The organism is Actinoplanes sp. NPDC051470, from assembly GCF_040682035.1.
Taxonomy (GTDB): domain Bacteria; phylum Actinomycetota; class Actinomycetes; order Mycobacteriales; family Micromonosporaceae; genus Actinoplanes.
This window is the reverse complement of sequence record NZ_JBFBAA010000045.1, coordinates 14,764-37,226: the sequence shown is the minus strand read 5'-3', so window position 1 is coordinate 37,226 and position 22,463 is coordinate 14,764. Positions and strand designations below refer to the sequence as shown.

Here is a 22,463-nt window from a genome sequence, read left to right as displayed (position 1 = left end):
TCGTCGGGGTTCCGGGTGACCAGCGCGCCGGGGGTCATCGACCATCCTTGATCGCGGCGACCACCTTCGCCACCGCCGGATCGCCGAGGAAGAGCCGGAACGGCACCACCTCGGCGTGCGGGGCCGCGGCGCGCACCCGGTCGTACAGGCCGGTCTGGCAGAGCACCACGTCGGCGTCGGCCGGGATCGCCGCGACCGGGCAGTGCTCGACCTGGACCGGGAACCTCCGGAGCTCGCGCTTGAGCGTGCTGGCGAGCATCACGCTGCTGCCCATGCCCGCGTCGCAGGCGACGACCAGTTTGCCGATCATCGTCACCGCTCCTCCTCGGCCCGGCTCAGCCGGCCGAAGCCGAGCAGCAGCGAGCCGATCACGAAGGACACCCCGGCCGCGATCGCGATGCCGGCGAGCACGCCCAGGTAGGCGCCGCGCGGGGTGTTGGCGAGGTACGCGAAGATGCTGCCCGGCGAGGGGGTGGCGACCAGGCCCGCGCCGGTGGCCATGAACGTGCCGATCCCGGCGGCGCCACCGCCGATCGCGGCGAGCACCATGGTCGGCTTCATCAGCACGTACGGGAAGTAGATCTCGTGGATGCCGCCGAGGAACTGGATCGCCATCGCGGCGGGCACGCTCGGCCGGAGCGCCTTCGGTCCGAAGCAGAGGTACGCCAGCAGGATGCCGAATCCGGGCCCCGGGTTGGTCTCCAGCATGAACAGGACGGACCGCCCGGTGTCGGCCGACTCCGCGACGCCGAGCGGGCCGAGCACCCCGTGGTTGACCGCGTTGTTCAGGAAGAGCACCTTGGCCGGTTCGATCAGCAGCGCGGCGGCCGGCAGCAACGAGTGGCTGATCAGGAAGTTCACGCCGTCGCCGGCGGCCTCGGTGAACAGTTCCATGACCGGGCCGATGGCCAGCACCCCGGCGATCGCGAACAGCGCGCCGAGGATCCCGGCGCTGAAGTTGTCGACCAGCATCTCGAAGCCCGGCCTGATCCGGTCCTTGGTGAAACCGTCGATCAACTTCAGCAGGTACGCGGTGAGCGGCGCGATCACCATGGCGCCGAAGAACATCGGGGCGTCGGCGCCGACCACGAGGCCGACCGTGGCGACCGCGCCGACCACGGCGCCGCGCCGGCCGTGCACCATCCCGCCGCCGGTGTATCCGATCAGGACCGGGAGCAGCAGGTGGACCATCGGGTCGACGAGCGTGGCGAGCTTCTCGTTCGGCAGCCAGCCGCCCGGGATGAACAGCGCGGTGATCAGGCCCCAGGCGATGAAGGCGGCGATGTTCGGCATGACCATGCCGGCCAGGTGTCCGCCGAACCGTTGGACGCGGGCCTTGACGCCGGTGTCGCCGGCGGGCGGGGCTGGGGCATAGAGCTCAGCCACGGGGAAGCTCCTAGGCCGCTGCAGGGGAGAAAGGTGGTCCTCGTTGTACCGACGAGATCACCTACTGTCAACGGCTGGGGCGCGTTACGGCAGAAACTCCTCCGGGCGGACCGGCCTCGCGGATTCCTTCTTGGACCGTCCGAACAGCTTCCAGCCGCGCTTCTTCGGCTCGACCACCCGCTGGGTCTCCCCGTTGAGGACGGCCAGCCGGTGCTGGGCGACCGGGTTCTCCGGCTCCAGCCGCAGCGAGATCAGCAGCGCCTGGCGGGCCTGGTCGGCGTGCCCGAGCGCGTCCAGGGCCACGCCGTGCGTGAAGTAGTAGTGCGCCTCGTTCGGGTCCAGCCCGATGGCCGTACGCGCGGCCTGCTCGGCGTCGGCGATCTGCCGGTCGGCGGCGAGCAGGGCCCACGCCACCCGGTCGTGCCACAGCGGGTTCTTCGGCTCCACGATCACCGCCCGGTAGGCCATCGTGACGGCCTCCTCGTGCCGGCCCATCAGGGTCAGCGCGCGGCTGGCCGAGGCCAGCGGGCGCGCGTCCTCGGGCGCCAGCCCGATCGCCTTGGCCGCGGCGTCCAGCGCGCCCTCGGGCAGGTCGAGCACCAGCCGGATCCGGGCCATCAGGATCCAGCCCGCCGCCGAGGCCGGGTCGGCGGCCAGCACCTGGTCCAGCCGCGCGGCGGCCTTGGCGGGGTCGACCCGCTCGAACAGCGCGGCGGCACGCGCCACACCCAGTTCGGTGGGCGTCATGCCCTCGATGTCGGTGCGAAGGTCATGGCTCACACAGGCCATCATCGGCAGGCGGACGCCCGGCATGAGCCGAATCCGGAAGATTCTCCCCGTTAGGGACGCCGCCGCCGGATCATCACGACCGTGTAGAGGCCGCCCACGGCGAGCAGGATCGCGGTCACGTCCAGCCCGGCGAGCAGGGCGACCACGGCCAGGATGGCGCAGGCGGCGCCGATCGCGGCCAGGAAACCAAGAACCGGAACGGGCGGGTTGACGACGTGCGCGGCCAGTCGCTGCCGCGCCTCGGCGTCCTCGGGGTTGCCCAGGGCCAGGCCCAGCAGCGCCCGGCGCCGGGCCTCGTGGTCGAACTCGGGATCGGGGGTCACCCGCCTGCTGTCGGCAGGGCTCCCGGGTTCATGAGCCGGATGGCCCGAGGATCGCGAAGGCGCGGACCGGGAACGTGCCGAAACCGGCCACCCGGGGCGGGGCGGCGGTGAAGCGGGCGCCGGCCGGCGGCAGGGCGGCCAGGTTGGTCAGGTGTTCGACGATCGGGATGCCGGCGGCGAGCAGGATCGTGTGGGCCGGGCGCCGGCCCTCGGCGGCCGGGGAGATGTCGTCGATGTTGACCGCGTCGATGCCGACCAGCGCGGCGCCCCGCTCGGCCAGCCAGGAGGCGCCGGCCTCGGTGAGGAAGGGCGCGTCCTCCGCGTACGCCGGGGTGCGCCAGCCCCGGTCACCGCCGGTGTGCAGCAGCACCGCGCGGCCGGCCACGTCCCGCCCGGCCAGGTCGGCGACGTCCACACCCCGGGCCGCCGGGTCGCGGATCACGACCGTGTCCAGGTCGGCGAAGGCCGACAGGGGCAGCCCGGCCAGATCGGTGCCGTCGGCGTACCGGTGGAACGGGGTGTCCAGGTAGGTGCCGGTGTTGCTGACCATGGTGATCCGGCCGATGGAGAATTCGGTGCCCGGCGCGTACGACGCCCGGGACGCCTCGCGGGTCAGGTGCTCGCCGATCTCGGGTCCCGGCAGCCCCGGGTAGGTGACCATGCCCGCCTCGATGACGTGGCTCAACTCGACCAGCATGCCCCTATCGTGGGTGACGTGGACCATGAAGTCGAGACCATCGGGCTGGTGCTGCACCCGCGCAAGGCGGTCGGCGAGTCGGTGGAGACGATCCTGAAGTGGGCCCGCCGGGGCGAGGGCCGGGTGCTCGTCCGCGAGGTCGATCGCGACCGGGTGCCGGCCGGCGTCGACGTGGTGTCCGAGGCGGAGTTCCGGCGGCGGGTCGACGGCGTGGTCGCGCTGGGCGGCGACGGGACCATGCTGGGGGCGATGCGCCTGGTGGCCGACCGGCCGGTCCCGGTGCTCGGGGTCAACCACGGCAACCTGGGCTTCCTGGTCGAGGTGAACCCGTCCGGGCTCGAGCAGGCGCTGGCCCAGCTGGCCGAGGGCGACTTCACCGTGGAACAGCACGGCTGCCTGGTCGCCGAGACCTCCGGCCCGGCGCTGACCACCGGGTACGGCTTCAACGACGTGGTGCTGGCCCGGCTCGGCCGCACCGGCGCGGTGTCCATCGACCTGACCGTCAACGACATGCGGTACGGCTACTACAAGTGCGACGCCGTGGTGCTGGCCACGCCGAATGGCTCGACGGCGTACAACTACGCGGCCGGCGGCCCGGTCCTCTCCCCCTCGGCCGCCTGCACGGTGATCACCCCGGTGGCGCCGATGGCCGGGATCGGCCGGGCGGTCGTGCTCGGCGTCGGCGACCAGGTGTCGCTGAGCGTGGCCGCGGACAGCGCGCCGGTCGCGGTCGACGTGGACGGGACCGCGGCCGGCGAGCTCCAGCCCGGCGACACCCTGACCGCGCGGTTGCGGGTGCACGCGGCCGAGGTGGTCCGGCTCGACGCCGGCGCGCACGCCGGCCGCAGCCGGGTGAAGCTCAGCCTGCTCGACCTGCCACTGCGCCGGGACCAGCTGCTCGAGCTGATCCCGGCGGAGCTGCGTCAGGAGGCGGCGGAGATCAACGCACGCCGATCCGGCGCTGGAGGTCCGTTCGGCTGAGCGGCTGAGCCGCGCGCTTCTCGGCCGCGGCGGCCGCGGCCGGCGGCGCGATCGGCTTGCACCGCAGGTCCGAGGTGTTGGCCTTGACCCGCTTGGGCAGGGCGCCGTTCTTCAGGTACGCCGCCACGGCGCCGTCCACGCACTTGTTGCCGAAGAGCGAGCCGGCGTGGGTGGTGCCGCCGACGCCCTCGATCAGCGCCGCCCGCGGGAACCGCTTGCGCACCTCGAGGCTGCCCGAGAACGGGGTGGCCGCGTCCAGCGTCTCGCTGATCAGCAGCACCGGCGGCGCCTTGGCCCCGGTCACCTCGACCGGCTGGCCGGCCTTCGCGCCCCAGGTCCGGCAGGGGGCGTTGAACCAGGCGTTGCCCCAGGTCTCGAAGGGCGCCTGCTGGTGCACCTTCCAGTTGTCGGTCTTCCACCGGGACCACGACTTGGGCCACGCGGCGTCGGTGCACTGCACGGCCAGGTAGATGGCGTACCCGTTGTCAGCGTCCTCGACCTGCGGGTTGCCCTCGTCGAAGAGCCTCTTGAGCGGCGCCGCGTCATTTTTGTTGGCGTACGCCGAGAACGCCTGCGCGACCGTCGCCCAGCCGAACACGTAGTACCCGGCCTGGAGGAAGACGTCGGTCAGCTCGGCCGGGCCGACCACCTTCGCGGCCGGCGCGGAGGCGACCTTGGCCTGCAGGTCGTAGTAGCGCTTCTCGACCGCCTTGGCCGTCGTGCCCAGCTGGTAGACGTCGTGGTGCTGGGCCACCCAGGCGAAGAACACCTTCATCGACTTGTCGAAGGCGAGGTCCTGGTCCAGGTTGGCGTCGTACCAGACCCGGGCCGGGTTCACGTTGCCGTCCATCACCATGCGGCGGACCTGCTGCGGGAACATCGTGGCGTAGACCTGGCCCAGGTACGTGCCGTACGAGAAGCCGTAGAAGTTGATCTGCTTCTCGCCCAGCGCGCGGCGGAGCAGGTCCATGTCCTTGACGGTGTCGACCGTGCTCAGGTGGTCGAGCAGCTTGCCGCCGGACGTGGCACAGTCGGCGGCGTACTCGGCCGTGCGGGCCAGCCAGTCCTTCTCGACGGCGGCGGTGCTGGGCACGTACGGCGGACGGTTGTAGCCGTTGTAGGTCGGGTCGCAGCTCAGCGCGGGCTTGGAGGAGCCGACGCCGCGCGGATCGAAGCCGATCCAGTCGTACGACTTGCCGGCCCCGTCCGGCACGTAGTCGCCGAGCGCCGACAGGGTGAGCCCGGACCCGCCCGGCCCGCCCGGGTTGACCAGCATGACGCCCTGGTAGTCGGCCGCCGTGTGCTTGATCCGGGACACCGCGAGCTTGAGCTTGGGCCCGTCCGGACGGTCATGGTCCCGTGGCACCGCCAGGAACCCGCATTCCGCCTTGCGCGACGCCAACGCCTGGTCCGCGCACTTGCCCCAGGCGATCGGCGGGGCGTACCCGGGCGCCGGACGGTCTTCCTCGGCCCAGGCGTTCGCGGCCACCGCGGCGCCGGCCAGGGTCACGCCGATGGCCGTGGCGGCCACCAGAATCCTTCGCATTCCATACCTCTCGTAGGGTCGCGCTCGAAATCTTCTGAGCGTCACCCCGCGAAACGGGTCGCCCGGAGTGGCGACACGGGTGAAATGCACCTCAATACGACAGTTCTGTCGGTTAGCGTCGAAACATGACCGCTGTGACGATCAAGAAGCCGCCGGTTCGTGACCGGCTGCTGGCCGCGGCCGACGAGCTGTTCTATGCCGAGGGCGTGCACACCGTCGGCATCGACCGGGTCATCGATCGCGCCGGCGTGGCCAAGGCCTCCCTGTACAGCGCCTTCCGCAGCAAGGAGGCGCTGGTCCGGGCGTACCTCGAGGCCCAGCACGAACGGCGCCGGGTGCGCCTGCTGCAGAGCCTGGCGGCGTACGACGACCCGAGGGAGCGCCTGCTCGGCGTGTTCGACGTGCTGGCCGAGATCGCCGGCACGCCGACGTTCCGGGGCTGCGCGTTCTACAACGCCTCGGCCGAATCGCCGGACGGCGGCGCGGTGCAGGAGGTGTGCGACACCACCCGGGCCTGGACCCGGGGGCTGTTCACCGAGCTCGCCAAGGACGCCGGCGCCCGCGACCCGGAACTGCTGACCGCCCAGCTCATGGTGCTCTACGACGGCGCCATGGCGGGCGCCCGGATGGACCGGCGCCCACAGGCGATGGCCGACGCCCGCGCGGTGGCGGCCACCCTCCTGCGAGCGCAGGTACAGCCCGCGGTTTCAAATCCGGCCTAATTGGTGGCCGGGGCGGCGGGGGTTGCCGGGGTCAACGGCTGGGCCTCGGCCACCTCGGCCTGACGCTCGGCCTCCCGGGCCACCTCGTCCGGGGCGTCCGGCGTACGGGGGCCGCGGACCAGCGAGGCGAGCGCCCCCAGCACGGCCAGGCCGATGGCCATCCAGAAGACGATGACCAGGCCGTCGTGGAACGGGCCGGAGATCAGCCGCGGGAAGAAGGCCAGACCGGTCAGCTCGGCCGCGTTGCCCGGTGGCAGCGCGCCGAGCACCTGCGGGCCGAGCAGCTCGGCGATCGGGTTGTAGCCCAGGAACGCCGCGAACAGCGTGCCCACCGGCGGCAGGCTCGCCACCTGGCCGGCGGTCGCCGCGGGCACGCCCTGGGCGATCAGCCCGGCGCTCAGCGTGCCCGGCAGGTGGTCGGCCAGACCGGCCACCATCAGCGAGAAGAACACCCCGATGGACAGCACCTGGCCCGCGTTCATGAAGGTCGCCCGCATGCCCGAGGCGGCGCCCCGCATGTTCGCCGGCACGCTGGACATGACCAGCGAGGTGTTCGGCGCCGAGAACAGCCCGCCGCCCACCCCGTTCACGAAGATCAAGGTCGCGAAGACGGGGTACGAGAAATCGCCCGGCACCAGCAGCAGCCCGGCGAACGACACCGCCATCACCAGCAGGCCGCCCGCGGCGAACGGGCGGGAGCCGAAGCGGTCGGAGAGCCAGCCGGACAGCGGCCCGGCGACCAGGAAGCCGATGGTCAGCGGGAGCAGGTAGATGCCGGCCCAGAGCGGAGTCGACTCGTAGTCGTACCCGTGCAGCGGCAGCCAGATGCCCTGGAGCCAGATGATCAGCATGAACTGGAGGCCGCCACGGGCGATGGAGGCCAGCAGGCTGGCCGCGTTGCCGCTGGTGAAGGCCGAGTTGCGGAACAGCGCCAGCGGGAACATCGGCTCCTTGACCCGGGCTTCGATCCAGCCGAAGACCACCAGCACGAGCACGCCGCCGGCCAGCCCGGTGATCACCCACGGGCTGGTCCAGCCCATCGTGTGGCCGCCGTACGGCTGGATGCCGTACGTGATGGCGGCCAGCACCGCGGTGAGCCCGACCGCGAACGTCAGGTTGCCCCACCAGTCGATCTTCGCCTTGCGGCGGACGCCGCTGTCGTGCAGTGAGCGGTAGGCCCAGACGGTGCCGAGGATGCCCAGCGGGATGTTCACCCAGAACACCGACCGCCAGTCCCACTCGGCCAGCACGCCGCCCGCGACCAGGCCGATGAACGAGCCGGCCAGCGCCGACACGATGTTCACACCCAGCGCCATGCCGCGTTGCCGGGCCGGGAACGCGTCGGTGATGATCGCCGCCGAGTTGGCCATCAGCATCGCCCCGCCGATCGCCTGCACCACCCGCCAGCCGATCAGCCAGAGCGCGCCGGAGCCGCCGCCGAACGGGTCGAGGGACAGCACGATCGAGGTCAGCGTGAAGATCGCGAAGCCGGCGTTGTAGATCCGGACCCGGCCGTACATGTCGCCCAGCCGGCCGAGGGTGACCACCAGCACCGCCGTGACCAGCATGTAGCCCATCAGCATCCAGAGCAGGTAGCTGACGTTGCCCGGCTCCAGCGGGTTGAGATCGATGCCCTTGAAGATCGCCGGCAGCGAGATCAGGACGATCGAGGCGTTGATGGTGGCGAGCAGCGTGCCGAGGGTGGTGTTCGACAACGCGACCCACTTGTAGCGGGGGTGGTCAACGGAGAGCACCCCTGATGTATATCACTGGTATATACAGGTAAACCGGTGGCGGCCGTGTGACGATCACCATCCACCCGGACGCGCCACGACCGGCTCCGGCCGGCCGGGCCCGCCGTTTGTCACCATGCGGTGATGGAGACGTGGTTGCATCCCCAGCTGGGTACGACCACCCGGGACGACGCTCGCGCTCCCAAGGCCTACATGGCGGCCCTGCAACACGTGGCCCGCACCCTGGACGCCGACCCCGCGTGGCGCTCCTGGTGGCGTGACGCCGGCCTGACCACCTGCGAGCTGGGCATCGTCGCCGAGGACAAGCTCGACCACCTCCGCCCCAGCGCCGACATCCGCCAGCACGGCACCCACGTCCGCGCCAACTTCACCAGCACGCCCGCCCCCGCCTCCACCGACCGGAAGGCCGACCTGGTCACCCTGGCCGCGACCGAGCTGACCGGGATGTTCGAGGTGATCCGCGAGGCCATCGGCCTGCCCGGCCTCCCGCCCCTGCCCGTGCTGCCCGACCTCCCGGCCGGAACCCCGGCGGTCGAGGTGACCACCAAGTCGCTGCCGAGCGCCCCCCGCGAACTGGAGCACCAGCAGGGCTATCTGACCCTGGCCCAGATCCACGAGTTCTTCGGCTGAGCGCGGATCACCCGGCGAAGCTCGCCGGCCCGAACCGTCCCCACGCCACGACGGTCGGCGACGATGGCGGCGCGCCGGCCCCGCCGGTCAGGTCGCGTAGATCACCCGGAAGCCCAGGTGGTCGGCCAGCGCCTGCCAGCGGGCCGAGCGCATCAGCCGTTCCAGGCTGTCGACCCGGCCGCCGTTGACCAGAGTGTCGAGGACCAGCGTCTCGAGGGCCGCGCTCTCGATCCAGTCGATCTGTTTGGTGTAGCCGCAGAGCATGGTGGCGCCCGTCTCGTGCAGGAAGTCCCGCAGGTCGCCGTTGGGCGCGCGGAGGATCGAGCAGGCGCCGAAGTAGAGCTTCTTGCCCTCGCACCGGCCGGACATCCAGCCGGCCACCTCGTCGAGTTCGACGGTCTGCTTGCCGCTCAGGCAGAGCTGGCTGGGGTTGCCGTGCATCGCGAAGAAGCCGACCTTGAAGGTCGAGTACCGCCGGGTCAGCCAGGTATCCAGGTAGTGGTGAAGCTCGTCGGGGGTCGCCGTGTCGCGATGGATGAACCGGATCCGGCCGAGCCGCTCGAGCAGCTCGAGCAGCGGCAGCACCGAGCCCTGCCTGGTCAGATCGTCGTCCCACTGCCCCTCAACGCAGAACACCCCACCGGCGCGCGCCATCGACCCCTCCCCGTCATGTCGAGCATCGGCGAATCTAACCCGTGGGTACGACAACCGGTCAGGCGGATCGCTGGATGCGGTCGGGGCGGTGGGCGCCGGGAGATCTCTGCTGGGGTACGGCCGGAGCCACCACCACGGCCGTGCCGCCGAGCCCGATCCCGGCGTACGTGATGGGGCTTCGGGCCTTGAGCGCCACCCCGAACAGCAGCCCGGCGCCGAACACCGCCGCGAACAGGCAGGGCACGGTGATCACCAGCCAGTGCCGGGACGGGACGCCGAGGAGCGCGGGCAGGTTGACCGCGGCGAGGTAGATCAGGGCGCCGAGCAGCACCGTGGCCAGCACCGGCGCCACGAAGGCCCGCCACGGGCCCTCGTCGTTCGGCGCCCGGTTGAGGAACAGCATGGTGGCCAGGGCGGCGGCGAACAGCAGGAGCAGGACGCCCAGCCCGCCGACGGTGGTCAGCCACGGGTAGAGCTCGGTGAACGGCTCCCAGCCGAGGGCGACGGACAGGGTCAGCACCAGCAGGGCGACCACACTCTGGGTCACCGACGCCGTGAACGGCACCGAGTTGCGGGCGCCGGTGCGGCCCAGGCGGGACGGCAGGACACCCTCGCGGGCCAGGGCGAACGTGTACCGGGCGATGGTGTGGTGCAGGGAGATCATCGCGGCCACGACGCCGGTCAGGAGCATCACGCGACCGAGCGTGACGGCCCAGGGGGCGAGGCGGTCGCCGATCAGCTCGAAGAGCAGCTCGCCGCCGTCCAGGGACCGGGTGGCCACCTGGCCGGGTCCGGTGGCCACGCTGGTGGTCCAGGCCGAGAAGGCGTAGAGCAGGGACAGGCCGAGCACGGCCAGGACCGCGGCGCGGGCGACCGACCGGCGGGGACGTGCGGCTTCCTCCCCGTACGCGGCGGTGGTCTCGAATCCGGCGAAGCCGAACGCGGCGACCACCAGGAGCAGCCCCAGGGCCGGGCGGTCGACGATGCCGGTGGGCACCAGCGTGTCGGTGGTGACACGGCCGTCGGCCGGCTCGAGCAGGTTGGCCGCGCCGAAGCCGGCGATCACCGCGACCTCGGCCAGCACGATCAGGGCGAGCAGGGCGCCGACCAGTTCCACCCGCAACAGGCCGCAGAGCGTGACCACGAGCCAGCAACCCGCTGCGACCATCCACCAGGGAGCGATCACGCCGAGGGTGTTGTCCAGGATCGGCGCGGCGAGCAGGCCGACGGCGCCGTAGAGCCCGATCTGCAGGGCGTTGTAGGAGAGCAGGGCCAGCCAGGCGGCGCCGGTGCCGGCCGGTCGGCCGAGGCCGCGCGCGATGAACGAGTAGAGGGCGCCGGCGTTGGGCGAGCGGCGGACCATCGCCGCGTACCCGACCGAGAAGAGCAGAAGGACAACGGCAAGGGCCGGGAACAGCAGGGGTACGAAGGGTACGTCGTTCCCCGCGTACGCGATCGGGATGGTTGTCGTGACGACCGAGAGGGGCGCCGTGGCGGCGACGGCGACGAAGACCAACGCGGTCGCGCCGAGCCGTCCGGCGGCGAGGGGGTGCGTCGCGGGCGGGGGCATAGATCCATTACGACCCATGAACCCCGCCCGTTGCAACCCGCAGTGATGAAGTCCTAACTCAAAGTGGCATGAGTCAGGGTTCAATCATGATTTTGCGGCCGACCCCGGCCTGGAACTGAGCCAGCGCCGCCGCGTAGTCGTCCAGCGGGAACCGGTGGCTGACGAACACCTCCGGATCGAGCACGCCGGCGGCCATCAGCTGGCCGGCCCGGTCGAAGGTGTGCAGCACCGCCATCGACCCGGCGATGGTGATCTCCCGCCGGTAGATGTCGTACGGCTCGATCTCGACCTTGGTGTCGTAACCGGCCACCCCGAACTGCAGGAACGTGCCGCCCCGGCCGACCCGGCCGAGACCGTCCTTGATCGCGGCGGCCACCCCGGTGCAGTCGATGACGACGTCCCAGCCGCGGGGCGCCTCCAGCTCGTCGGCGCTGGTCACGGCCGCGGTGCAGCCGAGCCGCTCGGCCGTCTCGAGCCGCTGCGGGTTGAGGTCGACCATCGACACGGTGGCCGCGCCGGCCCGCTTGGCCAGCTCCATCATCATCAGGCCCATCGTCCCCGAGCCGTAGATGAGGAAGTTGTCGGCCATGTTCCGGGGCAGCACGTCGAAGCCCCGCAGCGCACAGGACAGCGGCTCGATGAGCGCCGCGTCCGCCGCCTTCAGACCCGCGGGCAGCGCGAACAGGTTGGCCATCGGCGCGGCCACGTACTCGGCCGCCCCGCCGCTCACGGTCACCCCGATGGCGGCCCAGTTCTCGCACTGGTTGCCCCGGGCCCGCTTGCAGTAGTAGCAGTGCCCGCAGTAGAGCGACGGGTCGACGGCCACCTGGTCGCCGACCGCGTACCCGGTGACCCCGGACCCGACCGCGACGATCTCCCCGGCGAACTCGTGCCCCGGAACGATCGGGAAGGCGGGCGCGAACTCGCCCTGCATGATGTGCAGGTCGGTGCCGCAGATCCCGGCCGCGGCCGGCTTGACCACCACGTCGGTGGGGCCGGGCGCGGGGTCGGGAACCTGCTGGATCTCGATCGTCCCCGGGGTGACGACGACGGCTGCCTTCACTTGACGGCGCCCATCGACAGACCACGGACCAGCTTGTTCTGGGCCACCCATCCGGCGATCAGCACCGGGAGAGAGAGCAGGGTGGCCGCCGCCGACAGGTCGGCCAGGAACGGACCGCGGCCGGAGATGAAGCCGAGCAGATAGATCGGCGCCGTCGAGGCCACGGTGTCGGTGAGGTTGACGGCGAGGAAGAACTCGTTCCAGGTGAAGATGAAGCAGATCAGCGCGGTGGCGGCGAGGCCGGGCGCGACGATCGGCAGGATGATCTTCCGGATCGAGGTGATCAGGCCGGCACCGTCGACCTCTCCGGCTTCCAGCACCTCCTTGGGCACTTCGAGCAGGAACGAGCGCATCATCCAGATGGCCAGTGGCAGGTTCATCGAGGTGTAGAGGATGACCATGGTCCAGATGTTGTCCTTCATGCCGATCTGCACGGTCAGCAGGTAGACCGGGAGCACGGCGGCGACCGGCGGCATCATCTTGGTGGAGATGAAGAAGAACAGCGCGTCGGTCCATTTGCGGACCGGTCGCAGCGACAGCGCGTAGGCCGCCGGGGTGGCCAGCACGACCACCAGCAGTGTCGAGAACACGCTGGCCATCAGCGAGTTCAGCAGGAACGGGGTGATGTTGCCGTTGAGCACGGTGGAGAAGTGTTCGAGGGTCGGGGTGAAGAACCAGACCGGCGGGTTGGTGGTGACGTCCTTGGACTGCTTGAGCGCGGTCAGGACCATCCAGATCACCGGGAACACGAAGATGATCCCGGCGATCCAGGCCACCACGCCCCAGATCGAGCCGGTGAGCCGGCGGCGGGCGGCCGGGCTCGTGTTCGGCAGGGTCGCGGTTGCCGTGGTCATCGGCCCTCCTCCATCTTGAACAGGCCGGAGATGACCCGCAGGGCGAAGTTCGCGACGATGATCGTGAGGATGACGACGACCACGCCGGCGGCGGAGGCTTCGCCGTATTCGTACTTGCTGAAGATGGTCTGGTAGATCTCGTAGGGCAGGTTCGTCGTCGCGGTGCCGGGTCCGCCCTGGGTGATGGTGAAGATCGCGTCGAAGGTGTTGACCAGGTAGATCGAGCCGAGCAGGGCGCCGAGTTCGAGGTATTGGCGCAGGTGGGGCAGGGTCATGGTGGTGAAGATCCGCCAGGCTCCAGCCCCGTCGACGCGGGCGGCTTCCAGGATCTCGGTGGACTGTGACTGCAGGCCGGCGAGCAGGATGAGCATCATGAACGGCGTCCATTGCCACACCAGGGTGGTGATGATGGCCGCTTTCGGATAGCTGGTGGTCCAGGCGGTGTCGGTGCCGAAGAGGCCGTTGATCAGGCCGTAGTCGGGGTTGAAGATGCCGTGTTTCCAGAGCAGGGCGGCGGCGACCGGCATGATCAGGAACGGCGTGATGAGCATGGTGCGCACGATGCCGCGGCCGAGGAACTTGCGGTCCATCAGGATGGCCAGGCCGAGGCCGAGGATCATCGAGAAGATCACCGCGCCGGCGGTCAGGATGACGGTGTTGAGCAGGGCCGAGCGCAGCCGGTCGTCGGTCAGGACGGTGAGGTAGTTGTCGAAGCCGACGAAGTCCTTGACGCCGGGTCGCAGCGCGTTCCAGCTCAGGGTCGAGTAGTAGATCGTGAACAGGAACGGCACCTGCGTGATGATGATCGCGAAGATCAGAGCGGGCAGCAGCGGAGCACGGCGTGACCACCGCTCCTTCGCACCGCCCTTGGGGGGTAAGGCCGGGGGTGTCTTCTTCTTCTCTTCCGCCCGGGTGATGACGTCGGTCATGGTGAGCCTTCCGGTCGGTACGGCGGCGCCACCCTCCAGGGAAGGGCGGCGCCGCCGCGGGGCACTACTTGTACTTGCTCGCGACGTCCTCGGCGAGCTTCTGACCGTCATTCAGTGCCTGGTCGACCGTCTTGCTGCCGGCCATCGAGGCGCTGACCTCCTGTGACACCTTGGTGCCGAGGTCGGCGAACTCGGGGATGCCGACGAACTGCACACCCAGGGCCGGCCGGGGCTGCAGACCCGGATTCTGCGGGTTGGCGTTCTCGATCGACTTCAGGGTGATGTCGGCGAACGCCTTGGCCGATTCCTTGTACTCCGGGATCGCGTAGGTCGAGGTGCGCTTGCCGGACGGGACCCGCGACCAGCCGAGCTTGGAGCCGACCAGCTTCTCGTAGTCCTTGCCGGTGGCCCAGGAGATGAACTTCCAAGCGTTCTCGGACTTCTTGGTGGTCTTGGGCATGGCCCACGCCCAGGTCCACAGCCAGCCGGAGTACTCGGTCTTGTTCACCGGGGCGTACGCGTAGCCGACCTTGCCGGCCACCTTCGACGCGCCCGGGTCCTCCAGCGTGCCGGCCGCCGACGTGGCGTCGTACCACATCGCCGCCTTGCCCTGGCTGAACGTGTTGAGGCACTCGGTGAAGCCGGCCTGCGGCGCACCCTTCTCGCCGTAGTTCTTCACCAGGTTCACGTAGAAGTTGGTGGCCTCCTTGAACTCCGGGGAGTTCACCTTCGGCGTCCAGTCCTTCTCGAACCAGGTGCCGCCGTAGGTGTTGACGACCGTGGTCAGCGGGGCGAACACCTCACCCCAGCCGGGCAGGCCGCGGAGGCAGATGCCGGCGACGCCGTCCTTGTTGAGCTTCTGGGCGTACTCCGCCACCTGGGCCCACGTCGGCTTCTCCGGCATCGTGATGCCGGCCGCGGCGAACATGTCCTTGTTGTACATGAGGAAGGACGACTCGCCGTAGAACGGGGCGGCGTACATCTTGCCGTCCTCGCCGGTGAGCGACTGCACCATCGGCTTGAGCAGGTCGGCCTGGTCGTACGAGCTGTCCGCGGCGGCCTGCGTGGAGAGTTCGTGCAGCCAGCCGTTCTTCGACCAGATCGGCACCTCGTAGGCGCCGACGGTCGCGACGTCGTACTGACCGCCCTGGTTGGCCACGTCCTGGGTGACCTTGTCGCGCAGTTCGTTCTCCGGGAGGATCGTGAACTTCACGGTGATGCCGGTCTGCTTGGTGAAGTTGTCGGCGGTCAGCTTCTGGATGTCCTCCATCTGCGGGTTGCCGACCATGAGCGCGGTGATCGTGTTGTCGCCGCCCTCGGTGCCCCCGCCGCCCGTCGAGCCGGCGCCCGAGCACCCGGAGAGAACGAGCGCGACGGCCGATGCTCCGGCCAGCGCGATCGACAGTTTCCTACCTGTTTTTTGCACGGTTGATCCTCCGTCGAAATGCGCTATCAATTGCAAAAGCGGGATTACTAGACTCGGAGCACCTGAGGCCCGAGCCGGGAATAGCGTTGCGCCTCGGACGCCGGCAGGCCGGTGTCCGTGACCAGTGATTCAAATTCGGATATCTCGGCGAACCGGCAGAATGTGCGGACGCCGAACTTGGTGTGAATGCCGGCGAAAATGCGCCGGCGAGCCGCGCGGACGGCTTGCGCCTTCACGTCGGCCACCGCGGGGTCGGGCGTGGTCAGCCCCACCTCACGGGAGATGCCGTTGGCCCCGACGAACGCCAGGTCGAGCACGAAACCGGACAGCATCGTGCTCGCCCAGTGGTCGACGGTGGCCAGGGTGCGCCCCCGCACCCGGCCGCCGAGCAGCAGCACGGTGACCGGCGAGTTGGTGGCCAGCCAGGCCGCGGTGTTCAGCGACGCGGTCACCACGGTGAGCGGCCGGTCGGTGGGCAGCGCCTCGGCGATCAGCTGCGGCGTGAATCCCTCGTCGATGAAGATGGTCTCGGCGTCACCGATCAGGCCCACGGCGGCGGCCGCGATCCGCCTTTTCTCCGGCACTCCGCGGGTGGTGCGCATCGCGAGGTCGGTCTCGAATTTGGCGGTCTCGACCGGATAGGCGCCGCCATGGGTGCGGCGGAGAAGTCCGTGTTTTTCCAGCCGGCGCAGGTCGCGGCGGATCGTCTCGGCGGAAACAACAAGCTCGGCCGACAGTTTGGCGACATCGACCTCGCCCTGCCGTCGAGCGAGAGCAACGATCTGATGTTGCCGCTCGTCCGCATTCATCCAGTCCACCTCCCGCCATGCCGTGCTTCTTTTTAACACCGGCGAAACGTGTGGCCCCCATCACAGACTAGGCGACTTGCCTGTGTCCTTGACCGTTTCCCGGCAACTTCAACCCGCTCGAAACTATGACAGAGATGTATGAAAGCGGAGCAAGGTCATGACCGTTTGGGCAGGATCGGTGCCCGAACTCTGCCCGAGGTGTGGGAGTGCCCGCCCGGGGATGTGCGTTCGGGCACCGCACCGACTGAGCGAATCACTCAGTTCCGGAGCTAGCCCGCCGACCGTCAACACCGTGGCACTTGCAACCCAGCAACTGACGGAGTTCCTCTCCGTCGTGGCCGACCGCCCCCCGGGCCCGGCCGCCCAGCACGCTGCCGTCGAGTGCGCGGCACGTGCGCTCGAGGCCGACCTCGCGGTGCTCGTGATCGACGGGGAGGTGGCGGCGGCGATCGGCGTGTCCGCCGACCAGATCTCCGCGTACGAGCTCAGCCAGGTCGCGTCCGGCTCCACCGGGATCGACCTGCCCGGTGGCCCGTACGCGATCACCCACGCGGAGATCGACGGCCGCTCCCCCGGCATCCTGGTCCTGGCCCGGCGGGCCGCGGCCTTCAGCGCCGAGGACGTCTGCCTGCTCCGCGGCATGGCCCGGGTGCTGGAGCTCAGCCTGCACGCCCTGGCCGTGATCGAGGCCGAGCGGACCGACACCCTCAAGGAGCGCGAGCGGCTGTTCGAGCAGCTCTCGGCCATCCAGCGGGCGATCGCCCGGCGGGCGCCGCTGCAGCAGATCCTGGACACCGTCAGCCGCGGCGCCTCCGAGCTGATCGGCGTGGAGATCGCCACGCTCAACATGCTCGAGACGGACGACCCGACGGTCGGCAGCATGGTCTCCTGCCACGGCTTCACCCCCGAGGTCTTCGGGCAGATGCAGCGGGTGCCGCTGCCCGCCGCCGGGGTGGCCGGCCTGGCCATCATGGGCGACGAGCTGGTGGCCGTGGAGAACTACGAGCAGTCGCCGATCGCGATCCCGTCGATCGCCCGGAACGGCCTGACCGCGGTGATGGCGGTGCCCGTCCACGAGAACGGCCGCGTGGTCGGCTGCCTCTCGGTCGCCACCCGCCGGCCCGGACACCACTGGGACCAGGCGTCCCAGGAGATCCTCCGCGCCTTCGCCGAGCACGTCAGCCTGGCGGTCACCGACGCGCGCACGCTCGAGGCGATGAACCAGTCGTTCCACGACTCGCTGACCGGTCTGGCCAGCCGTGCGCTGTTCATGACCCGGTTGGAGAGCGCCTTCGACGGCGGCCCGCACGGCGTGGCCGCCCTCTTCGTCGACCTGGACCGCTTCAAGGTGGTCAACGACTCGCTCGGGCACGCCGCCGGCGACCAGTTGCTGCGGGGCGTGGCCGCGCGGATCGAGCGCTGCCTGCGCAAGGACGACACCGCGGCCCGGCTCGGCGGCGACGAGTTCGCCGTGCTGCTGCCCTCGGCCGCCACGGTCGAGGAGGTCATACCGGTGGCCCGGCGGATCCTCGAGGCGATCCGCGAGCCGTTCGTGCTCAGCGGCAAGGAGACCTTCGTCAGCTGCAGCATCGGCGTGGCCTTCGGCGAGGCCCGCGGGCACGACGGCCAGGAGTTGATGGTCCGCGCCGACCTGGCCATGTACCAGGCCAAGAAGCAGGGCAAGGACCGGTACGAGATGTTCCAACCGGCCATGCAGGCCGAGTTCCAGGCCGCCCTGCAGATGGAGGCGGACCTGCGCCGGGCCATCGTCCGGCACGAGTTCCAGCTGCGCTACCAGCCGATCGTGCACCTGCGGACGAAGAAGATCAGCGGTCTCGAGGCGCTGATCCGCTGGCAGCACCCGGAGCGCGGGACGATCCCGCCGCTGGACTTCATCCCGATGGCCGAGGAGACCGGCCTGATCGTGCCGATCGGCGAGTGGGTGCTGCGCGAGGCTTGCCGGCAGGCGGCCCAGTGGAACGAGCGCCGCGACGTCCCGCTGACCGTCAGCGTGAACCTCTCGGCCGTCCAGCTCGACCAGGGTGTGCTGCCGGGCCTGGTCAAGTCGGTGCTCGCGGAGACCGGCCTGCCGGCGACCTGCCTGGTCATCGAGCTGACCGAGAGCCTGCTGGTGGACCATCGGCCGAACACCATCCAACAGCTGGAAGAGGTCAAGGCCCTCGGGGTACGCCTGGCCATCGACGACTTCGGCACCGGCTACTCATCGCTGGCCTACCTGCGGCGCTTCCCGGTCGACATCATCAAGATCGACAAGTCGTTCGTCGACGACGTGGGTGACGAGCCGGCCGCCGCCGCGCTGACGCTGGGCATCATCCAGCTCGGCCAGGCGCTGCGGCTCTCGACCATCGCCGAGGGCATCGAGGACGCCGGGCAGCTCTCCGAGCTCACCGACGGGAACTGCGAGCTCGGGCAGGGCTACTACTTCGCCGAGCCGCTGACCGAGCAGGCGATGGACGCGCTCCTCTTCGACTCCGACCCGGCCGACTTCGCGCAGGCCGACGCCGGGGCGGCCGCCGCGCCCGCCTCCGCGCCGGCTTCCGCCTCCGCGGCCGTCGACTCCGCGGCCGTCGACGGAACGTGAAAGACCCACACATCGCGAACGCCTGGCTACGCCGGCGGGCTACTGCGTAACGATTCGCTGTCATGCATGATGCCGCGTGATCATCGGTCAAGATCATCATCTAATGTGGCGTCCTCGGGAGCGGCTCGCGCCGCCCCGGACAGACCGGGGTGGACGCCGCCACGTCCGCCCCGGTCGCCGCTACCGGCGAGCTAACCCTGCAGGTACGTGAGGACGGCGCGCACGCGGCGGTGCTGCTCCTCGTCCTGGTGCAGGTCGAGCTTGGTGAAGATGTTGCGTACGTGCTTCTCGACCGCGCCGTCGGTGACCACCATGCGCCGGGCGATCGCCGTGTTCGAGCGGCCCTCGGCCATCAGCGACAACACCTCGCGCTCGCGCGGCGTCAGGTTGCGCAGCGGGTCGTCGCGGCGCCGGCGCACCAGCAGCTGGGACACCACGTCCGGGTCGAGCACCGTCCCGCCGCCGGCCACCCGGGTCAGCCCGTCGAGGAAGTCGGTGATCTCGGAGACGCGGTCCTTGAGCAGATAGCCGACGGCGCCGGCGCGGTCGGCCAGCAGATCTTCGGCGTACGCCACCTCGACGTACTGGGAGAGGACCAGGATCGGCGTGCCCGGCACCAGGGACCGGGCCTCGACCGCGGCGCGCAGCCCCTCGTCGGTGTGCGAGGGCGGCATCCGGACGTCCACGATGGACACATCGGGGCGGTGTTCGGTGATGGCGGACACCAGCGCGGGGCCGTCGCCGACCGCGGCGAGAACGGTGTGCCCGTTCTCTTCCAGCAGCCGGACCAGGCCCTCGCGCAGCAGCACCGCGTCGTCGGCGATCACCACACGCATGGCGACATACTGTCGTCTTTCACACGGGCAGCGCTACCCGGATCGCCGTTCCCTCCCCGGCCGCGCTGAACACCTCGAACTCGCCGCCCGCGGCGTGCACCCGGTCCTCCAGCCCGGCCAGGCCGCTCCCCTTGGCGACCGAGGCGCCGCCCACACCGTCGTCGGCCACCTCGATCAGCAGCCGGCCGGCCAGCTCCCGCACGGTCACCTTGGCCTCGGTCGCCTGGCTGTGCTTGGCCACGTTGGTCAGCGACTCGGCCACCACGAAGTACGCAGCCGACTCCACCGCCGGGTCGAGGCGCTCGATGCCCGGCACGATCAGCTCGACCGGCACCGTGCAGCGCCCGGCGACCGCGGTCAGCGCGGCCGGCAGCCCGCGGTCGACCAGGATCGGCGGAGCGATGCCGCGGGAGAGCGCCCGCAACTCGTCCAGCGTCTCGCGGGTCTGGGTGAGCGCCTCGGTGACCGTGGCCCGGGCCGCGTCCGGGTCCTTGGTGAACTGCTGCTCGGCCCGGCCCAGGTCCATGGCCAGCCGGATCAGCCGCTGCTGCGGGCCGTCGTGGATGTCGCGTTCCAGCTTGCGCAGGGCGACCGCCTCGGCCGAGACCGCGGCGTTCTTCTGGGAGCGGGCGGTGTCCCGGGCGAGTTCCGCCTGGGCGACCTGCTCGCGCAGGTCGCTGACCCGGCTGAGCAGCAGCCGCGCGAAGGCGGTCTCCATGATCGCCATGCCGCGCACGACCGGGTACAGGGTGAGCGCGAAGAACAGGCCACAGGCCATGTAGAAGGTGTACCGGACGCCGACACCGTCGCCGAGGCCGAGCAGCCAGGGCAGGTCGTGGGCCTCCGGGCCGCGCGGGATCGACCAGTCCCAGAGCATGATGGTCAGGCCCCCGACCGCGCCGACCCACCAGGCCAGCACGAAGCAGAACGCGATCGTGGACGGGATGAAGCGGAACATCGCGTGCAGCAGGTCGAGCCAGTTCTGCCCGTCGCCGAGCGGGGTGACGACCCGTCGCCACAAGCTCCGTCCGACCGCGCGCTTGTAGTGCACGTGGGGCAGCCGGCCGCCGAGCACCGGGCCGACCCGGGCGCGTTCCATCACCGCCAGACCGCGCGCCAGCAGGAAGATGCCGGTCAGGATCGGCAAGCCGACCCAGAGGACGGTCAGGCCGACGCCCAGCCAGAACAGGGTCATGCTGAGCACGACCGCGATCAGGCCGAGCGGGAAGCCGAGGAGTACGTACTGGGTGTCCATGCCGAGCTGGCGAAGTGCGCGGGTTGCGGTCATAGGTCTGACGCTAGGCATCCAGGCCTCCCCGTCCGATCCCGCTGTCCGCCGGATCGAGGGTAGGGATAACCCGACCAGAAGCTCAACCCGGCGCTAGCCTGAGCGTGGGGACGAACCTGGAGTAATCGGATGGAAGACTGGACCGCCCTGCAAGCGCAGGTGCTCAAGGCGATCGACGGCCTGGTCGGCTCCGGCCGGGAGGTCGGCGTGCAGGTCGCGGCCTATCTGGACGGCCGGCTGATCGTGAACGCGGTGTCCGGCCTGGCCGACGCGGCCAACGGCCACCAGGTCACCCCGGACACGCCGTTCTTCAGCTTCTCCACCGGCCAGGGGCTGACCAGCACCTGCGTCCACGTGCTGGCCGAGCAGGGGCGCATCGACTACGACCTGCGGATCGTGGACGTCTGGCCGGAGTACGCCCGGCACGGCAAGGAGCACACCACGCTGCGGCACCTGCTGACCCACTCGGCCGGGGTGCCACACCTGCCGTCGTACACGACGCCCGAAGATTTTCTCGACTGGGATCGGATGTGCCGGACGATCGCGATGTCCGCCCCGCTCTGGGAGCCTGGAACGCAGCAGGGCTACCACGCCTGGACGTACGGCTGGCTGATCGGCGAGACGGTGCGGCGGGCCACCGGCCGGCTGCTCTCCTGGGTGCTCGCCGAGGACGTCGCCCGGCCGCTGCACGCCGACCGCGAGCTGTTCTTCGGCGTACCCGAAAAGATCCCGCTGGGTCACCTCGCGCGACTGACCGACCGTAACTGGTCCGCCTCGCTCGAGACGCTCAGTGAGCACCTGCCCAACTTCGAGAAGATCGCACCCGCCGGGGTACGCCCGGAGGCGTCACTGGGCAACCGCCGGGACATCCTCCGCACCGACATCCCCTCGGTGGGCACGGTCAGCGCCAAGGGCATCGCCCGGATGTACGCCGCGCTGATGGGCGAGGTGGACGGCGTCCGGCTGGTCTCACCCGACCGGCTGCGGCAGATCACCGGGGTGGCGACGCACGGACCGGACTGGTCGTTCGGCGGCGAGAGCCCGAAGTCCCTGGGCTACGCCGTCGAGGTGGGCGGGCAGCGCTGCGGCTGGGCCGGCATGGGCGGCGGCCTGGCCGGCATGTATCCCGAGCTGAACCTGTCGATCGCCTGCCTCAAGAACCACCTCGGCACCAACGACGGCGGCCCGATGGAGGGCGTGGCCGAACTGATCCGTTCCACGGTGGCCAACGCGCCCGTCCCGACCAGCTAGTGCCGTCCGGGCCAGGCGCCGCTGAGCACGTAGGTGGCAGGCCCAACGCCTGGCAAAGATCCTCCTGATGGATCCGCTTCACAGCACCGTCGACGGCGGGTGCCCGGTCGTACCGTTCAACCACCACGGCCCGCTCGTCGCCGAAAGCCACTACCCGGGAACGCGCGGCCCGCAGCCCGGCGAAGTGAAGGGCGGTGAGACTGAGATGCTCGTTGAGGTCGTGGTCGTCGAAGCCGGTGATGGCCGGTTTGAGGATGTGCGTCGTGGGCGTGGCGCCGGCCGGGTCGCCCCATCGTCCCGTGCCCGGCTCGAGGTGGAGCGCGGTCTTGGCCTGGGCGCTTGCGCTGGGCGAG

General features: G+C 70.4%; 21 protein-coding genes and 1 pseudogene. 5 read left to right on the top strand and 17 right to left on the bottom strand.

Annotation, left to right across the window (positions count from 1 at the left end):
• Window positions 1-34 precede the first annotated feature (34 nt).
• From AB0M54_RS43900 to AB0M54_RS43880, 5 genes are all read right to left on the bottom strand, one after another.
• Complete coding sequence (locus AB0M54_RS43900; protein ID WP_364333495.1) at window positions 35-310, bottom strand: PTS lactose transporter subunit IIB; 276 nt, start codon at window positions 308-310, stop codon at window positions 35-37.
• A gap of 2 nt (window positions 311-312) precedes the next feature.
• Entirely contained in the window at window positions 313-1,299 is a 987-nt protein-coding gene (locus AB0M54_RS43895) for a PTS mannitol transporter subunit IICB (RefSeq protein WP_364333492.1), read from the bottom strand.
• Between the two features lie 171 nt (window positions 1,300-1,470).
• Entirely contained in the window at window positions 1,471-2,166 is a 696-nt protein-coding gene (locus AB0M54_RS43890) for a hypothetical protein (protein ID WP_364333438.1), read from the bottom strand.
• Between the two features lie 59 nt (window positions 2,167-2,225).
• Window positions 2,226-2,498, bottom strand: a complete 273-nt coding sequence (locus AB0M54_RS43885) for a hypothetical protein (RefSeq protein WP_364478517.1) — start codon at window positions 2,496-2,498, stop codon at window positions 2,226-2,228.
• A gap of 28 nt (window positions 2,499-2,526) precedes the next feature.
• Window positions 2,527-3,195 carry a cyclase family protein gene (locus AB0M54_RS43880; protein ID WP_364478514.1) on the bottom strand — a complete coding sequence of 223 codons (669 nt, stop codon included), beginning with the start codon at window positions 3,193-3,195 and terminating at the stop codon, window positions 2,527-2,529.
• 18 nt (window positions 3,196-3,213) lie between these two features.
• On the opposite strand from AB0M54_RS43880, the gene AB0M54_RS43875 reads away from it, so the two are divergent.
• A complete protein-coding gene (locus AB0M54_RS43875; RefSeq protein WP_364478511.1) occupies window positions 3,214-4,176 on the top strand; it encodes an NAD(+)/NADH kinase in 963 nt (320 codons plus the stop codon).
• On the opposite strand, the gene AB0M54_RS43870 is transcribed toward AB0M54_RS43875, so the two are convergent.
• Window positions 4,136-5,722, bottom strand: coding sequence for an alpha/beta hydrolase (locus AB0M54_RS43870; protein ID WP_364478508.1), 1,587 nt, complete (start codon window positions 5,720-5,722; stop codon window positions 4,136-4,138). The two genes, AB0M54_RS43875 and AB0M54_RS43870, sit on opposite strands and share 41 nt — an antisense overlap.
• 125 nt (window positions 5,723-5,847) lie before the next feature.
• Here AB0M54_RS43870 and AB0M54_RS43865 point away from each other — a divergent pair, with 125 nt between their 5' ends.
• On the top strand, window positions 5,848-6,444 hold the full coding sequence (locus tag AB0M54_RS43865) for a TetR/AcrR family transcriptional regulator (protein ID WP_364478505.1): 597 nt from the start codon (window positions 5,848-5,850) through the stop codon (window positions 6,442-6,444).
• Here AB0M54_RS43865 and AB0M54_RS43860 read toward each other — a convergent pair.
• Window positions 6,441-8,198, bottom strand: a complete 1,758-nt coding sequence (locus AB0M54_RS43860) for an MFS transporter (RefSeq protein WP_364333417.1) — start codon at window positions 8,196-8,198, stop codon at window positions 6,441-6,443. The two genes, AB0M54_RS43865 and AB0M54_RS43860, sit on opposite strands and share 4 nt — an antisense overlap.
• Before the next feature lie 123 nt (window positions 8,199-8,321).
• Here AB0M54_RS43860 and AB0M54_RS43855 point away from each other — a divergent pair, with 123 nt between their 5' ends.
• Window positions 8,322-8,828, top strand: coding sequence for a hypothetical protein (locus AB0M54_RS43855; protein WP_364478502.1), 507 nt, complete (start codon window positions 8,322-8,324; stop codon window positions 8,826-8,828).
• Window positions 8,829-8,915: 87 nt separating this feature from the next.
• Here the strand turns inward: AB0M54_RS43855 and AB0M54_RS43850 are convergent, their stop codons facing one another.
• The 7 genes from AB0M54_RS43850 to AB0M54_RS43820 form a co-directional block, all read right to left on the bottom strand.
• A complete protein-coding gene (locus AB0M54_RS43850) occupies window positions 8,916-9,482 on the bottom strand; it encodes a hypothetical protein (RefSeq protein WP_364333411.1) in 567 nt (188 codons plus the stop codon).
• Between the two features lie 58 nt (window positions 9,483-9,540).
• Complete coding sequence (locus AB0M54_RS43845; protein WP_364478499.1) at window positions 9,541-11,052, bottom strand: APC family permease; 1,512 nt, start codon at window positions 11,050-11,052, stop codon at window positions 9,541-9,543.
• A gap of 73 nt (window positions 11,053-11,125) precedes the next feature.
• Window positions 11,126-12,115, bottom strand: a complete 990-nt coding sequence (locus tag AB0M54_RS43840; RefSeq protein ID WP_364333405.1) for a zinc-dependent alcohol dehydrogenase family protein — start codon at window positions 12,113-12,115, stop codon at window positions 11,126-11,128.
• Complete coding sequence (locus AB0M54_RS43835) at window positions 12,112-12,969, bottom strand: carbohydrate ABC transporter permease (RefSeq protein WP_364333402.1); 858 nt, start codon at window positions 12,967-12,969, stop codon at window positions 12,112-12,114. Before AB0M54_RS43835 ends, AB0M54_RS43840 begins: the two co-directional genes overlap by 4 nt.
• Window positions 12,966-13,898: a sugar ABC transporter permease gene (locus AB0M54_RS43830; protein ID WP_364333399.1), complete on the bottom strand. Its 933-nt coding sequence runs from the start codon at window positions 13,896-13,898 to the stop codon at window positions 12,966-12,968. The genes AB0M54_RS43835 and AB0M54_RS43830 overlap by 4 nt, the downstream gene beginning before the upstream one ends.
• 64 nt (window positions 13,899-13,962) lie before the next feature.
• Entirely contained in the window at window positions 13,963-15,324 is a 1,362-nt protein-coding gene (locus tag AB0M54_RS43825) for a sugar ABC transporter substrate-binding protein (protein WP_364333396.1), read from the bottom strand.
• 47 nt (window positions 15,325-15,371) lie between these two features.
• Window positions 15,372-16,133 (bottom strand): DeoR/GlpR family DNA-binding transcription regulator, encoded by a 762-nt coding sequence (locus AB0M54_RS43820; RefSeq protein ID WP_364333393.1) that lies wholly within the window; start codon window positions 16,131-16,133, stop codon window positions 15,372-15,374.
• A 292-nt stretch (window positions 16,134-16,425) separates the two neighbouring features.
• On the opposite strand from AB0M54_RS43820, the gene AB0M54_RS43815 reads away from it, so the two are divergent.
• Window positions 16,426-18,735, top strand: coding sequence for an EAL domain-containing protein (locus AB0M54_RS43815; protein WP_364333390.1), 2,310 nt, complete (start codon window positions 16,426-16,428; stop codon window positions 18,733-18,735).
• Between the two features lie 191 nt (window positions 18,736-18,926).
• Here the strand turns inward: AB0M54_RS43815 and AB0M54_RS43810 are convergent, their stop codons facing one another.
• The gene (locus tag AB0M54_RS43810) at window positions 18,927-19,571 is read right to left on the bottom strand and encodes a response regulator transcription factor (protein ID WP_364333387.1); all 645 of its coding nucleotides are present in this window, start codon (window positions 19,569-19,571) and stop codon (window positions 18,927-18,929) included.
• A gap of 19 nt (window positions 19,572-19,590) precedes the next feature.
• A complete protein-coding gene (locus tag AB0M54_RS43805; RefSeq protein WP_364478496.1) occupies window positions 19,591-20,859 on the bottom strand; it encodes a sensor histidine kinase in 1,269 nt (422 codons plus the stop codon).
• A 129-nt stretch (window positions 20,860-20,988) separates the two neighbouring features.
• Here AB0M54_RS43805 and AB0M54_RS43800 point away from each other — a divergent pair, with 129 nt between their 5' ends.
• Complete coding sequence (locus tag AB0M54_RS43800; protein ID WP_364478493.1) at window positions 20,989-22,110, top strand: serine hydrolase domain-containing protein; 1,122 nt, start codon at window positions 20,989-20,991, stop codon at window positions 22,108-22,110.
• Here the strand turns inward: AB0M54_RS43800 and AB0M54_RS43795 are convergent.
• A pseudogene (locus tag AB0M54_RS43795) lies at window positions 22,013-22,435 on the bottom strand (HipA domain-containing protein); the annotation flags it as partial. The gene AB0M54_RS43800 and the pseudogene AB0M54_RS43795 overlap by 98 nt on opposite strands.
• Window positions 22,436-22,463: the final 28 nt, after the last annotated feature.

What these genes read in the sequence shown, in the direction of transcription:
- AB0M54_RS43810 (WP_364333387.1), bottom strand. Translation starts at nt 19,571, where the DNA reads ATGCGTGTGGTGATCGCCGACGACGCGGTGCTGCTGCGCGAGGGCCTG.
- AB0M54_RS43845 (WP_364478499.1), bottom strand. Translation starts at nt 11,052, where the DNA reads ATGCCCCCGCCCGCGACGCACCCCCTCGCCGCCGGACGGCTCGGCGCG.
- AB0M54_RS43900 (WP_364333495.1), bottom strand. Translation starts at nt 310, where the DNA reads ATGATCGGCAAACTGGTCGTCGCCTGCGACGCGGGCATGGGCAGCAGC.
- AB0M54_RS43850 (WP_364333411.1), bottom strand. Translation starts at nt 9,482, where the DNA reads ATGGCGCGCGCCGGTGGGGTGTTCTGCGTTGAGGGGCAGTGGGACGAC.
- AB0M54_RS43835 (WP_364333402.1), bottom strand. Translation starts at nt 12,969, where the DNA reads ATGACCACGGCAACCGCGACCCTGCCGAACACGAGCCCGGCCGCCCGC.
- AB0M54_RS43855 (WP_364478502.1), top strand. Translation starts at nt 8,322, where the DNA reads ATGGAGACGTGGTTGCATCCCCAGCTGGGTACGACCACCCGGGACGAC.
- AB0M54_RS43865 (WP_364478505.1), top strand. Translation starts at nt 5,848, where the DNA reads ATGACCGCTGTGACGATCAAGAAGCCGCCGGTTCGTGACCGGCTGCTG.
- AB0M54_RS43800 (WP_364478493.1), top strand. Translation starts at nt 20,989, where the DNA reads ATGGAAGACTGGACCGCCCTGCAAGCGCAGGTGCTCAAGGCGATCGAC.
- AB0M54_RS43870 (WP_364478508.1), bottom strand. Translation starts at nt 5,722, where the DNA reads ATGCGAAGGATTCTGGTGGCCGCCACGGCCATCGGCGTGACCCTGGCC.
- AB0M54_RS43895 (WP_364333492.1), bottom strand. Translation starts at nt 1,299, where the DNA reads ATGGTCATGCCGAACATCGCCGCCTTCATCGCCTGGGGCCTGATCACC.
- AB0M54_RS43830 (WP_364333399.1), bottom strand. Translation starts at nt 13,898, where the DNA reads ATGACCGACGTCATCACCCGGGCGGAAGAGAAGAAGAAGACACCCCCG.
- AB0M54_RS43805 (WP_364478496.1), bottom strand. Translation starts at nt 20,859, where the DNA reads ATGACCGCAACCCGCGCACTTCGCCAGCTCGGCATGGACACCCAGTAC.
- AB0M54_RS43820 (WP_364333393.1), bottom strand. Translation starts at nt 16,133, where the DNA reads ATGAATGCGGACGAGCGGCAACATCAGATCGTTGCTCTCGCTCGACGG.
- AB0M54_RS43880 (WP_364478514.1), bottom strand. Translation starts at nt 3,195, where the DNA reads ATGCTGGTCGAGTTGAGCCACGTCATCGAGGCGGGCATGGTCACCTAC.